Raw genomic sequence first — 13534 nt, forward strand, 5'->3', positions numbered from 1 at the left:
TCATAATGTCCGCTTATAACTGTCACGCTCGCCCGTCTGCGGGCTCAGGAGTCTGCCGTGAGCTTTACCCCCGCCAATCGTCTGTTCCCCGCCACCCGGCTGCGTCGCAACCGTCGTGATGAGTTCTCTCGTCGGCTGGTGCGTGAAAACGTGCTGACTACCGATGACCTGATCCTGCCGGTATTTGTGCTCGACGGGGAGAATCGTCGCGAAGCGGTGGCCTCGATGCCCGGCGTCGAACGCCTGACTATCGACCTGCTGCTCGAAGCGGCGGCCGATTGGGTCGAGCTGGGTATCCCGGCGCTGGCGCTGTTCCCGGTCACGCCGCCGGGCCTCAAGTCGCTGGACGCCGCCGCAGCCTGGAATCCTGAAGGTATTGCCCAGCGCGCGACCCGTGCCCTGCGCGAGCGCTTCCCGGAACTGGGCGTGATCACTGACGTGGCGCTGGACCCGTTCACCACCCACGGACAGGACGGCATCCTCGACGAAGAAGGCTACGTGCAGAACGACATCACCGTCGATGCACTGGTCAGGCAGGCGCTGTCCCACGCCGAGGCCGGTGCCCAGGTGGTGGCGCCGTCGGACATGATGGACGGTCGCATCCAGGCGATCCGCGAGGCCCTTGAAATCGCAGGCCACGTCAACGTGCGCATCATGGCCTACTCGGCCAAGTACGCCAGTGCCTATTACGGCCCGTTCCGTGACGCGGTGGGCTCGGCCCTGAACCTGGGCAAGGCCAACAAGGCCTCTTATCAGATGGACCCGGCCAACGCCCATGAAGCCCTGCACGAAGTGGCCGCTGACTTGTCAGAAGGGGCAGACATGGTCATGGTCAAGCCGGGGATGCCTTACCTCGACATTCTTTGTCGGGTCAAAGAAGAATTCAAAGTGCCGACCTTTGTTTATCAGGTCAGCGGCGAGTACGCCATGCACATGGCGGCGATCCAGAACGGCTGGTTGAGCGAAGGGGTGATTCTCGAATCCCTGACCGCTTTCAAACGCGCCGGTGCTGATGGCATCCTGACTTACTTTGCCGTGCGCGCCGCCCAATTGTTACGAGAGCAGAAATAGCCTCCCAGGAACTTGCGATGAATACCGAAGGACTCTCTGAAGTTGCCGTAAAAGACGCTCAACCCGTGGTCGAGCAAGTCGTCGAGACCCCGCCGGAGCTGGAGCCCGCTCCCCCGGCCGTCACCGAGCCGGCCCCGGCTCCGGCGATTGCCATCCCGAACCTGGATGACAGCAGCCTGTACATCCATCGCGAGCTGTCGCAACTGCAATTCAACATCCGCGTGCTGGAGCAGGCGCTGGATGAGTCCTATCCGTTGCTGGAGCGGCTTAAGTTCCTGCTGATTTTTTCCAGCAACCTGGACGAGTTCTTCGAAATCCGCGTCGCCGGCCTGAAAAAGCAGATCACCTTCGCCCGTGAACAGGCCGGCGCCGACGGCCTGCAACCGCACCAGGCCTTGGCGCGTATCAGCGAACTGGTCCACGGTCATGTGGACCGGCAATACGCGATCCTCAATGACATCCTGTTGCCGGAGCTGGAAAAGCACCAGGTCCGCTTCATCCGTCGCCGCAACTGGAACACCAAGATCAAGACTTGGGTGCGCCGTTATTTCCGCGACGAGATCGCTCCGATCATCACCCCGATCGGTCTCGACCCGACGCACCCGTTCCCGTTGCTGGTCAACAAGAGCCTGAACTTCATCGTCGAACTGGAAGGCATCGACGCCTTCGGTCGCGATTCCGGCCTGGCGATCATTCCAGCGCCGCGTTTGTTGCCGCGCATCATCCGTGTGCCGGAAGACGTCGGCGGCCCAGGCGACAACTATGTGTTCCTGTCGTCGATGATCCATGCCCATGCCGATGACCTGTTCCAAGGCATGAAGGTCAAGGGTTGCTACCAGTTCCGCCTGACCCGAAACGCCGACCTGTCGGTGGACACCGAGGACGTCGAAGACCTCGCCCGCGCCCTGCGCGGCGAGCTGTTCTCCCGGCGCTACGGCGATGCGGTGCGCCTGGAAGTGGCCGACACCTGCCCGAAACACCTGTCCGACTATTTGCTCAAACAGTTCAACCTGCATGAAACCGAGCTGTACCAGGTCAACGGCCCGGTCAACCTGACCCGACTGTTCAGCATCACCGGCCTGGACAGCCATCCGGAACTGCAATACTTGCCGTTCACGCCGCAGATCCCGAAACTGCTGCAGAACAGCGAGAACATTTTCAGCGTGATCAGCAAGCAGGACATCCTGCTGCTGCACCCTTTCGAGTCGTTCACGCCCGTGGTCGACTTGCTGCGCCAGGCCGCCAAGGATCCTCATGTATTGGCGGTGCGCCAGACGCTGTATCGCAGCGGCGCCAATTCGGAAATCGTCGATGCCCTGGTGGACGCGGCGCGAAACGGTAAGGAAGTCACGGCGGTGATCGAATTGCGGGCGCGCTTCGACGAGGAATCCAACCTGCAACTGGCCAGCCGCCTGCAAGCGGCCGGTGCGGTGGTGATCTATGGTGTGGTCGGCTACAAGACCCACGCCAAGATGATGCTCATCCTGCGCCGCGAGGCCGGTGAGATCGTGCGTTACGCTCACTTGGGCACCGGCAACTACCACGCGGCCAATGCCCGCCTGTATACCGACTACAGCCTGCTGACCTCCGACGATGCCTTGTGCGAAGACGTTGGCAAGCTGTTCAGCCAGTTGATCGGCATGGGCAAGACCCTGCGCATGAAGAAACTGCTGCATGCGCCGTTCACCCTGAAAAAGGGCATGCTCGACATGATCACCCGGGAGACGCAGTTCGCCCTGGATGGCAAGCCGGCCCACATCATCGCCAAGTTCAACTCGCTGACCGATCCGAAGATCATCCGCGCGTTGTACAAGGCCAGCCAGTCGGGCGTGCGCATCGATCTGGTGGTGCGCGGCATGTGCTGCCTGCGGCCGGGCATTCCGGGGGTTTCCCACAACATCCACGTGCGCTCGATCATCGGGCGATTCCTGGAGCATACGCGGGTGTTCTACTTCCTCAACGGCGGCGAGGAGCAGATGTTCCTCTCCAGCGCCGACTGGATGGAGCGCAACCTCGACAAGCGTGTCGAGACTTGCTTCCCGGTGGAAGGCAAGAAGCTGATCCTGCGGGTCAAGAAGGAGCTGGAAAGCTATCTCACCGACAACACCCATAGCTGGAGCCTGCAGTCGGACGGCCGCTACATCCGCAACACGCCGACCGGCAACCAGAACCCGCGCAGCGCCCAGGCGACCTTGTTGGAGCGCTTGAGCAGCCCGGTGTTGGCGGTTCGCTAAACGTCCTGGGGCGAGCTTGGCTTTTGTGGCGAGGGAGCTTGCTCCCGCTGGGCCGGTCCGACGCTTCGGGCGCAGCAGCCCTGAAGCCATTCAGCTCGGTGTATCAGGAAAACTTCCATTTCGGGCAGATCCTGCGACTGCTGCGCAGCCGAGCGGGAGCAAGCTCCCTCGCCACGGGGGAGCGTACCGTGGTGCCGCTCAGTGGATGTTCAGCACAATCCCAACCCGGGTCAGCCATTCCGCTTCCTGGGCAAAGTCGGCCTGGGTCAGTTGGTTCTCTTCCAGCCAGCCTTCAGGGAACAGCACATCCAGTTCATCGCCATCGGCCCGCAGGACCACTTGAGGCATTTCCTGGGTGCCGCGGATGTGATGGAACAGGATTGCGAAGCGCAGCAACACGCACAGGCGAATCAGCTTGATGCCGTCATCGCCGAACTCGGCAAATTTATCCTTGGGAATATTGCGCCGGTGACCGCGCACCAATAACGCGAGCATTTGCTGGTCTTCCCGGGAGAAACCCGCCAGGTCCGAGTGTTCGATCAGGTACGCGCCGTGTTTGTGGTAATGATAATGGGCGATATCGAGGCCCACCTCATGGACCTTGGCGGCCCAACCCAGCAACTCGCGCCAGATGCCGTCGTTCAGGTCCCAGTCCTCGGCCACCTGGTCGAAGGCATGCAGCGCCTTGCGCTCGACTCGGGCTGCCTGTTCCTGATCGACGTGATAACGCTCCATGAGCGAGCCCAGGGTGCGTTCGCGCACGTCTTCGTGATGATGTCGGCCCAGCAGGTCATACAGCACGCCTTCACGCAGGGCGCCCTCGCAGTGATCCATGCGTTGCAGTTCGAGGGCATCGAAAATCGCCTCGAGAATCGCCAAGCCCGCCGGGAAGATCGCCCTGCGGTCGGGCTTGATGCCCTCGAAGTCGATTTTGTCCGCATCACCGAGCTTGAACACCTTGCGCTTGAGCCAGGCCAATCCTTCGGCATTGACCTCGCCGGAACCATGTCCGCCTGCCTTGAGTGCCAGGCCGATGGCGCGGATGGTCCCTGACGAGCCTATGGCTTCATCCCATGTAAGGCGGTGCAGGGCGTGTTCGATGCTCATGATCTCCAGGCGCGCCGCTGTGTAAGCCTGTGCATAGCGCGCCGGGGTGATCTTGCCGTCGCGGAAATAACGCTGGGTGTAGCTGACGCAGCCCATTTGCAGGCTTTCACGCAGCAGCGGCTCGAAGCGCTGGCCAATGATGAACTCGGTACTGCCGCCGCCGATATCCGCCACCAGGCGCTTGCCCGGGGTGTCCGCCAGCGTGTGGGAAACGCCCAGGTAGATCAGTCGGGCTTCTTCACGGCCGGAAATGACTTCAACGGGATGGCCGAGGATTTCCTCGGCGCGACGGATGAACTCGCCACGGTTGCGCGCCTCGCGCAGGGCGTTGGTGCCAACGATCCGCACCGCGCCCAGGGGCATGCCGTTGATCAGTTGGGCGAATCGTTTCAGGCAATCAAGCCCGCGCTGCATCGATTCTTCGCTGAGTTTGCGCTCTTCATCGATGCCGGCGGCCAGCTGGACCTTCTCGCCGAGTCGCTCAAGAATGCGGATTTCCCCGTTCTGGGCCTTGGCGACGACCATGTGGAAGCTGTTGGAACCCAGGTCGATGGCGGCAATCAGGGACAGATTCTTGGCTTGGGATGGCGGCATGGTCAAAAAGTCTCGGTCGATAACCTTGCCATCCTGCCACGATCGACCGCTTACGCCAACGCACCTGATCCAAACCCTTGAGCCAGAGCAGTGCCGGCGTGGCCTCCCGGTGGCGAGGGAGCTTGCTCCCGCTGGGCTGCGCGGCAGCCCCAAAATCCATTCAGCTCGCGCTTGGCCTCAAGATCAGGCAGGCTCGACCGTTCCGATAAAGTTCGCCAGTTCCGCCGTCTGCGGATCGGCGAACAGCACCTTGGGATCGCCCACCTCATGCACCTTGCCCTGGTGCATGAACACCAGTTTGTCGCCCACTTCCCGGGCGAAACGCATTTCGTGGGTGACCATGATCAGCGTCATGCCTTCCTTGGCCAGTTGCCGCACCACGCTGAGCACTTCGTTGACCAGTTCCGGGTCCAGGGCCGAGGTGATTTCGTCGCACAACAGCACTTTCGGCGACATCGCCAGGGCGCGGGCAATCGCCACCCGTTGCTGCTGGCCGCCGGACAAACGGTCGGGGAAGGCATCGAATTTCTCGCCGAGCCCGACCCGTTCGAGCATCTGCCGCGCGAGCTCGGCCGCCTTGGCCTTGGGCACTTTTTGCACAACCTGCGGCGCGAGCATGACGTTCTCGCCGACCGTCAGGTGCGGGAACAGGTTGAACTGCTGAAACACCATCCCTACTTTCTGCCGTAGGCTGCGCAGATCGGCGCGGGCGGCATCGAGGTATTCGCCGTCGACTTCGATGACGCCATCGTTGATCGATTCCAGGCCATTGAGGGTGCGCAGCAAGGTGGATTTGCCCGAGCCACTGCGGCCGATGATCGCCACCACCTGCCCTTCCTCGACACTCAGGTCGATGCCTTTGAGCACGTGGTGATCGCCGTAGTATTTATGCAGGGCGGTAATTCTAAGCAGAGGCATGCAGTCTCCTTTCCAGGTAGCGCGCACTGAGGGACAAGGGGTAGCAGAGCAGGAAATAACCGAGGGCGACCAGGCCATAGACCATGAACGGCTCGAACGTGGCGTTGGCGAGCATGCCGCCGGTCTTGGTCAGCTCGGTAAAACCGATGATCGAGGTCACCGCTGTGCCTTTGACGACCTGTACGGAAAAGCCCACGGTCGGCGCCACGGCAATGCGCAGGGCCTGGGGCAGGATCACGTAGCGCAACTGCTCCAGGGGGTTGAGGGCCAGGCTTGCCGAGGCTTCCCACTGGCCGTTGGAAATCGAGTCGACACAACCGCGCCAGATCTCCGCAAGGTAGGCACTGGTGAACAGCGTCAAGGCGATGGCCGCCGCCATCCACGGCGAAATCTCCACCCCGGCCAGGGCCACGCCAAAGAACACCAGGAACAATTGCATCAGCAACGGCGTGCCCTGGAACAGCTCGATATAGGTGCGAGCGATGTTGCGGGGCAGGGCGCTTTTGGAGATGCGCATCACCATGACCAGCAGCCCGATCACGCCACCGCCGATAAACGCCACCAGCGACAACGCCAAGGTCCATTGCAGGCCGGTGAGCAGGTTGCGCACCACGTCCCAGAAAGTGAAATCGCTCATTGGTTGCTCCTGGCAATGTAGCGCCGCCCGACCCAATTGAGGAACTGGCGGATCAGCAGTGCCATGCACAGGTAGATCAGCGTCGTCAGCGCATAGGTTTCAAAGGCGCGGAAATTGCGCGATTGAATGAAGTTGGCGGCGAAGCTCAGTTCTTCGGTGGCGATCTGCGAGCAAACGGCGGAGCCGAGCATCACGATGATGATCTGGCTGCTCAACGCGGGCCAGACCTTGCCCAGCGCCGGCAACAGGACTACGTGGCGAAAGGCTTCGAAGCGGCTCATCGCCAAGGCTGCCGCGGCCTCCAGTTGACCCCGCGGGATGGCCTGGATGCCGGCGCGGATGATCTCGGTGGAATACGCGCCAAGGTTGATCACCATCGCCAACACCGCGGCCTGCCACTCGGAAATCTGCAAGCCCAAGGATGGCAAGCCGAAGAAAATGAAAAACAGTTGAACCAGGAAAGGCGTGTTGCGGATCAATTCCACATACACGCCGAAGATCGCCGCGAACGGACGGATATTCCAGGCCCGCACCACCGCCCCGACGATGCCCAGGCCGACCCCGAGCAACGCGCCGATGGCCGTCAGCTCCAAGGTGAACAGCGCACCGCGCAACAGCAGCTCGGTGTTTTGCACCACCGGCAGGAAATCGAACTGATAAGCCATGCTCAGCCTCTCAAGCGGCGATCAAAGGTCGGCCGGCAGCGGCTGCTTCAGCCAGGTCTGGGAATTCTTCTCCAGGCTTCCATCGGTCTTGGCGGTGGCGAGGATCTGGTTGACCTTGTCCAACAGCGCCGGCTCGTTCTTGTTCACCCCCACGTACACCGGCGAGTCCTTGAGTTTGACTTTCAACGCCGGGACGCGCTTGGGGTTGCGTTCGCTGATGGCGACCATCACCACGTTGCCGCTGGCGATCAGGTCAACCTGGCCGGCGAGGTAGGCGGCGATGGTCGAGTTGTTGTCTTCGAAGCGCTTGATGGTGGTGCCTTCGGGGGCGACCTTGCTCAGCTCGATGTCTTCGATGGCGCCACGGGTGACGCTGATGGTCTTGCCCTTGAGGTCGTCCAGGCCGTTGATGGCGGCGTCGGGCGGGCCGAACACCGCCAGGTAGAACGGCGCATAGGCGCTGGAGAAGTCGATGACTTTTTCACGATCCGGGTTCTTGCCCAGGCTGGAAATCACCAGGTCGACCTTGCCGGTGGTCAGGAACGGAATGCGGTTGGTGCTGTTGACCGGGGTCAGTTCAAGTTTGACCTTGAGCTGGTCGGCCAACAATTTAGCGGTGTCGATGTCCAGGCCACGGGGCTTCATGTCCGGCCCTACGGAACCGAATGGCGGGAAGTCCTGGGGCACCGCGACCTTGAGGGTGCCACGCTTGACCACGTCTTCCAGGCCATCGGCTTGGGCAGGCAGCTGACAAAGCATCAGGCTGGCGAACAGGGCAGTGAGCAGAACGCTGCAACGCTGAATCATGGCGAATCTCCGCAATCGGTGATGTGATTTCTGCGTTCGGACAGAGCACAGGCCATGCCAAGCCGGCTATTCATCGAGCAAAGCCACGGTTTTACTGGTAGGAGGCGGTCTTACTGGTCTGAACAGTTGCGCCGTGTTTCGCACCGTTATCGGGCGTCGGTATTTGTCGCCGAACCCTGCTGGGGCACGACTTGCCGGGCGCGGCGAATAGCTTTACAACTAGCCGCTCACTGGCCCGGTTCGTCTGAAAAAACCATGAATTCCATCGCTCGTGCCGTTCCTGAAGTGGCATTGCAAGCCATCCGCAAACTGATCGCCGATGAAGGCTTCGGCCCGGGTGATGCGTTGCCGTCGCAGCGGGACCTGGCGCTGCAACTGGGGGTGAGTCGGGCGTCATTGCGTGAAGCGCTGTCCTCCCTGAGTGCCTTGGGCATGATCAGCGTGCAACCGGGCAAGGGCGTGTTCGTGCAGGTGCCGGTCGAAGCTCCGCGCAACGACTCGGCGTCGGGCTGGCCGTTTGCGGCCCAGGCCTCGCCGGTGGACATCTTCCAGTTGCGCTACGCCCTGGAGGGGTTCGCGGCGGGGTTGGCGGCGGTGACGCTCAGCGCCGATGAGCTCGACCGGCTGCAAGACAATGTCGAAGCCATGCGCCGGGAATTGAAGGTCGGGGACTTCGACGCCGCAGCGCGGCTGGATTTCGAATTCCACCGGCGAATCCTGTTGGCCAGCGGCAACCAGGCGATGCTGAGTATTCTTACCGCCAGCGCAGAGATCTTCCTGGAAAGTCAGAAGCTACCGTTCATCAGGGCGGAACGGGCGATGGAAACCTGGCGGGAGCATCGCAAGATCCTTCGCGCCCTGGCTCGTCGCGCTTCGGGCGCCGCGCAAAAAGCCATGCAGGAACATGTACGTAACGCGGCGCTGCGTACCGGTATCTCTTTCGTTGCGCCTGCCGCTTCATGAGGCGAGCCATACCTAAAGCCATTACGCGTCATAGCGAGACTCAATCAACTGCGGCTTCCTGAACCCGGGAAGGGCAGCTATGATGGGCCACGTTTTTTTGCTGATTACCCCGGAGATTTCCATGAGCAGCGATCTGATCAAACACGTTACCGACGCTAGCTTCGAAGCTGACGTACTCAAGGCCGAAGGCCCGGTACTGGTCGACTATTGGGCTGAGTGGTGCGGTCCTTGCAAAATGATCGCCCCGGTGCTGGACGAAATCGCTGGCACTTATGCCGGCAGGTTGACCGTTGCCAAGCTGAACATCGACGAAAACCAGGAGACTCCGGCCAAGCACGGCGTGCGTGGTATCCCGACCCTGATGCTGTTCAAGAACGGCAACGTTGAAGCCACCAAGGTGGGTGCGCTGTCGAAGTCGCAACTGGCCGCTTTCATCGACGCCAACATCTAAGCGCCGAATGCCACTGGAAAAGCCCCGCAAATCGCGGGGCTTTTTCGTTATCCAGGGCTAGACGCTCGTAAATCGAGGTGGTACATTCGGCCCCGCACTGGTTTCTCCAGTGCCCCCTGCAAGCCGTCGCCGACGCTCTCCTTTCGAATAAGTACGCGATCCTGTCGCCTTCTCCGCGGCGCGGCCTCATTAAGCCAAAAGCTTAATTTTCCCCCCTCCATAAATGATTACGTCATTCCTATATGAATCTGACTGAACTCAAGCAAAAGCCGATTACCGAACTGCTCGAATTGGCCGAACAGATGGGCATAGAAAATATGGCCCGTTCGCGCAAGCAGGACGTGATTTTCTCCCTGCTCAAGAAGCACGCGAAAAGCGGCGAGGAAATCTCCGGTGATGGCGTGCTGGAGATTCTCCAGGACGGCTTCGGCTTTCTCCGCTCCGCAGACGCTTCCTACCTTGCCGGCCCGGACGATATCTACGTCTCGCCGAGCCAGATCCGTCGCTTCAACTTGCGCACCGGTGACACCATCGTTGGCAAGATCCGACCTCCGAAGGAAGGCGAGCGTTATTTCGCGCTGCTCAAGGTCGACACGATCAACTTCGACCGTCCGGAAAACGCAAAGAACAAGATTCTCTTCGAGAACCTGACGCCGCTGTTCCCGACCGTGCGCATGAAGATGGAAGCCGGCAACGGTTCCACCGAAGACCTCACCGGTCGTGTCATCGACCTGTGCGCCCCCATCGGCAAAGGCCAGCGCGGCCTGATCGTGGCACCGCCGAAAGCGGGCAAGACGATCATGTTGCAGAACATCGCAGCCAACATTGCCCGTAACAACCCTGAAGTTCACCTGATCGTGCTGCTGATCGACGAACGTCCGGAAGAAGTGACCGAGATGCAGCGCACTGTGCGCGGCGAAGTGGTTGCCTCGACCTTCGACGAGCCGCCGACCCGCCACGTGCAGGTAGCTGAGATGGTGATCGAGAAGGCCAAGCGCCTGGTCGAGCACAAGAAGGACGTGGTGATCCTGCTCGACTCCATCACTCGTCTGGCCCGTGCCTACAACACCGTAATCCCGAGTTCCGGCAAGGTGCTGACCGGTGGTGTCGATGCCCACGCGCTGGAAAAACCGAAGCGTTTCTTCGGCGCCGCGCGGAACATCGAGGAAGGCGGCTCGTTGACCATCATCGCCACCGCGCTGGTTGAAACCGGCTCGAAGATGGACGAAGTGATCTACGAGGAGTTCAAGGGTACCGGCAATATGGAACTGCCCCTGGATCGTCGCATCGCCGAGAAACGTGTGTTCCCGGCCATCAACATCAACCGTTCCGGCACCCGTCGCGAAGAATTGCTGACCGCCGATGACGAGTTGCAGCGCATGTGGATCTTGCGCAAGCTGCTGCATCCAATGGATGAAGTGGCAGCCATCGAGTTCCTGATCGACAAGCTGAAGACGACCAAGACCAACGATGAGTTCTTCCTGTCGATGAAACGCAAGTAAGTCGAACAGGCCAGCAAGAGCCGGGGAAACCCGGCTTTTTGCTATCTGTGCATTCACTATTCTGAACGGGCGGCGTTAAACTCGGGGCCCCCGAACGTCACGGTCACCATGAGGCTTTGCATGCAGTATCGCGACTTGCGCGACTTTATTAGCGGTCTGGAACAGCGCGGCGAGCTCAAGCGCATCCAAGTGCCCGTGTCCCCTGTGCTGGAAATGACCGAGGTCTGCGACCGCACCTTGCGCGCAAAAGGCCCGGCGCTGCTGTTCGAGAACCCGACCGGCTACGACATTCCGGTATTGGGCAACCTGTTTGGCACGCCGGAGCGCGTGGCCTTGGGCATGGGCGCCGAGGCGGTCAGCGAATTGCGCGAAATCGGCAAGCTGTTGGCATTCCTCAAGGAACCCGAGCCGCCGAAGGGGCTGAAGGACGCCTGGTCGAAGCTGCCAATTTTCCGCAAGATCATTTCCATGGCGCCGAAAGTCGTCAAGGACGCAATCTGCCAGGAAGTGGTAATCGAAGGCGACGATGTCGACCTGGCCATGCTTCCGGTGCAGACCTGCTGGCCGGGCGACGTCGGGCCGCTGATCACCTGGGGCCTGACCGTCACCAAGGGGCCAAACAAGGATCGCCAGAACCTCGGTATCTACCGTCAGCAAGTTATTGGCCGCAACAAGGTCATCATGCGTTGGCTGAGTCACCGCGGTGGCGCGCTGGATTATCGCGAATGGTGCGAAAAGCACCCCGGCCAGCCCTTCCCGGTATCGGTGGCCCTGGGTGCAGACCCGGCGACCATTCTTGGCGCCGTCACGCCCGTGCCCGACAGCCTCTCCGAATATGCATTTGCCGGCCTGTTGCGGGGCAATCGCACCGAACTGGTGAAATGCCGTGGCAACGATCTGCAGGTACCGGCCACGGCCGAGATCATTCTCGAGGGCGTGATCCATCCGGGCGAAATGGCTGATGAAGGTCCTTACGGCGATCACACCGGTTATTACAACGAAGTCGACAGCTTCCCTGTGTTCACTGTCGAGCGCATCACCCACCGGATCAAGCCCATTTATCACAGCACCTACACGGGTCGTCCACCCGATGAGCCGGCGATCCTCGGCCTGGCGCTGAACGAAGTGTTCGTGCCGATCCTACAGAAGCAATTCCCTGAGATCACCGATTTCTACCTGCCACCGGAAGGCTGCTCGTATCGCATGGCCGTGGTGACCATGAAGAAGTCGTATCCAGGGCATGCCAAGCGAGTCATGTTGGGCGTTTGGTCGTTTTTACGACAATTCATGTACACCAAGTTCGTTATTGTCACTGACGACGATATCAACGCACGAGACTGGAACGATGTGATCTGGGCCATCACCACGCGCATGGACCCCAAGCGCGACACGGTAATGATCGAGAACACACCGATCGATTATCTCGACTTCGCCTCGCCGGTGTCCGGCCTGGGGTCGAAGATGGGGCTCGATGCCACGCATAAATGGCCCGGTGAGACCACGCGTGAATGGGGCCGGGTTATCGTCAAGGATGAAGCCGTTACCCAACGGATCGATGCCATCTGGAATCAGTTAGGAATAGATTGATGCGCGTAACGTTGCAGCCTTCCGGCGCGGTGCTGGAGATACAGCCGGCCGAGCGGATTCTCGATGGCGCCCGGCGCCTGGGCTACGAATGCCCGCAAAGCTGCCGCAATGGCAACTGTCACGTCTGTGGCGCGTTGCTGGTGGAAGGCCGCGTGGGGCAGGCCGGAGAGGTGCGTGATCACGGTGAAATCTTCACGTGCATCGCCGAGCCCCTGGAGGATTGCGTGCTGCTATGGGATGGCGTGCTGGCGCCGGGTGAGTTGCCGGTACGCAGTCTGGCATGTCAGGTTACCGAGTGCGCCGAAGTGGGCGGCGATGTGTGGCGGGTACGCCTGCGTGCGCCAGCGGGCAAGCCGCCGCGCTACCACGCGGGGCAGTATTTGATGATTGAGCGGGAGAACGGTGAAAAGTCAGCGTTCTCCCTGGCTTCTGCACCGCACTCGGGGCGCGACCTGCAATTGCATGTATTGGTGCGCGAAAGCAGTGCGCAGAGCCTATTGGACCAGCTGCAGCGCAACCCCAATGTGCGCATCGAAATGCCTTTTGGTGACACGCATCTGTCCGAGCTGCCGGATGGCCCGCTGGTATTGATCGCAGCCGGGACCGGCATGGCGCAGATGCACAGCCTGATCGAGCACTGTCGCGCGCAGGGGTTCAAGCACCCGGTGCATCTGTATTGGGGCGTGCGGCGTCCGGAAGATTTCTATGAGATCGAGCATTGGGACGAATGGAAGTCGCTGCCCAATCTGTACCTGCACAAAGTCGTCAGCGATTTGTGCGGCTGGGAAGGGCGCTGCGGCATGCTCCATGAAGCCGTCTGCGAGGATATCGCTGATCTTTCGGGGGTCTATGTCTACGCCAGCGGTTCGCCGGCGATGATCTACGCCACGCTCGATGCGCTCGTGGACGCCGGGATGGACGCTCATCAGATGCGTGCCGATGTGTTTGCGTATGCGCCGCGGGCTTGAATAGCACTCAGCGATATAACTCCATATATT

12 protein-coding genes are annotated in these 13534 nt (G+C 60.9%); 7 read left to right on the forward strand and 5 right to left on the reverse strand.

Going from position 1 to position 13534, the window contains the following annotated elements; genetic code table 11:
• Positions 1-57: 57 nt before the first annotated feature.
• Positions 58-1071 carry a porphobilinogen synthase gene (gene hemB / locus HU806_RS17550; RefSeq protein WP_186612773.1) on the forward strand — a complete coding sequence of 338 codons (1014 nt, stop codon included), beginning with the start codon at positions 58-60 and terminating at the stop codon, positions 1069-1071.
• A gap of 17 nt (positions 1072-1088) precedes the next feature.
• On the forward strand, positions 1089-3305 hold the full coding sequence (gene ppk1, locus HU806_RS17555; protein ID WP_186612775.1) for a polyphosphate kinase 1: 2217 nt from the start codon (positions 1089-1091) through the stop codon (positions 3303-3305).
• A 198-nt stretch (positions 3306-3503) separates the two neighbouring features.
• Here ppk1 and ppx read toward each other — a convergent pair whose 3' ends face one another.
• The 5 genes from ppx to HU806_RS17580 form a co-directional block, all read right to left on the reverse strand.
• Positions 3504-5006, reverse strand: a complete 1503-nt coding sequence (gene ppx / locus HU806_RS17560) for an exopolyphosphatase (protein ID WP_186612777.1) — start codon at positions 5004-5006, stop codon at positions 3504-3506.
• A gap of 183 nt (positions 5007-5189) precedes the next feature.
• Positions 5190-5924, reverse strand: a complete 735-nt coding sequence (locus HU806_RS17565; RefSeq protein WP_030138144.1) for an amino acid ABC transporter ATP-binding protein — start codon at positions 5922-5924, stop codon at positions 5190-5192.
• Positions 5911-6561 (reverse strand): amino acid ABC transporter permease, encoded by a 651-nt coding sequence (locus HU806_RS17570; RefSeq protein ID WP_186612779.1) that lies wholly within the window; start codon positions 6559-6561, stop codon positions 5911-5913. Before HU806_RS17570 ends, HU806_RS17565 begins: the two co-directional genes overlap by 14 nt.
• Positions 6558-7226 (reverse strand): amino acid ABC transporter permease, encoded by a 669-nt coding sequence (locus HU806_RS17575; RefSeq protein ID WP_186612781.1) that lies wholly within the window; start codon positions 7224-7226, stop codon positions 6558-6560. The genes HU806_RS17570 and HU806_RS17575 overlap by 4 nt, the downstream gene beginning before the upstream one ends.
• A gap of 21 nt (positions 7227-7247) precedes the next feature.
• Entirely contained in the window at positions 7248-8033 is a 786-nt protein-coding gene (locus HU806_RS17580; protein WP_186612782.1) for a transporter substrate-binding domain-containing protein, read from the reverse strand.
• Between the two features lie 255 nt (positions 8034-8288).
• On the opposite strand from HU806_RS17580, the gene HU806_RS17585 reads away from it, so the two are divergent.
• From HU806_RS17585 to HU806_RS17605, 5 genes are all read left to right on the forward strand, one after another.
• Complete coding sequence (locus tag HU806_RS17585; protein WP_186612783.1) at positions 8289-8996, forward strand: FadR/GntR family transcriptional regulator; 708 nt, start codon at positions 8289-8291, stop codon at positions 8994-8996.
• A gap of 121 nt (positions 8997-9117) precedes the next feature.
• Complete coding sequence (gene trxA, locus HU806_RS17590) at positions 9118-9447, forward strand: thioredoxin TrxA (protein WP_186612784.1); 330 nt, start codon at positions 9118-9120, stop codon at positions 9445-9447.
• 242 nt (positions 9448-9689) lie between these two features.
• Positions 9690-10949 (forward strand): transcription termination factor Rho, encoded by a 1260-nt coding sequence (rho, locus tag HU806_RS17595; RefSeq protein WP_017845130.1) that lies wholly within the window; start codon positions 9690-9692, stop codon positions 10947-10949.
• A 120-nt stretch (positions 10950-11069) separates the two neighbouring features.
• Positions 11070-12536, forward strand: a complete 1467-nt coding sequence (gene ubiD, locus HU806_RS17600) for a 4-hydroxy-3-polyprenylbenzoate decarboxylase (RefSeq protein ID WP_186612786.1) — start codon at positions 11070-11072, stop codon at positions 12534-12536.
• Positions 12536-13504, forward strand: a complete 969-nt coding sequence (locus HU806_RS17605; protein ID WP_186612788.1) for a CDP-6-deoxy-delta-3,4-glucoseen reductase — start codon at positions 12536-12538, stop codon at positions 13502-13504. The genes ubiD and HU806_RS17605 overlap by 1 nt, the downstream gene beginning before the upstream one ends.
• Positions 13505-13534: the final 30 nt, after the last annotated feature.

The organism is Pseudomonas sp. SWRI154, from assembly GCF_014268645.1.
In the GTDB taxonomy this organism is placed as follows: domain Bacteria; phylum Pseudomonadota; class Gammaproteobacteria; order Pseudomonadales; family Pseudomonadaceae; genus Aquipseudomonas; species Aquipseudomonas marvdashtae.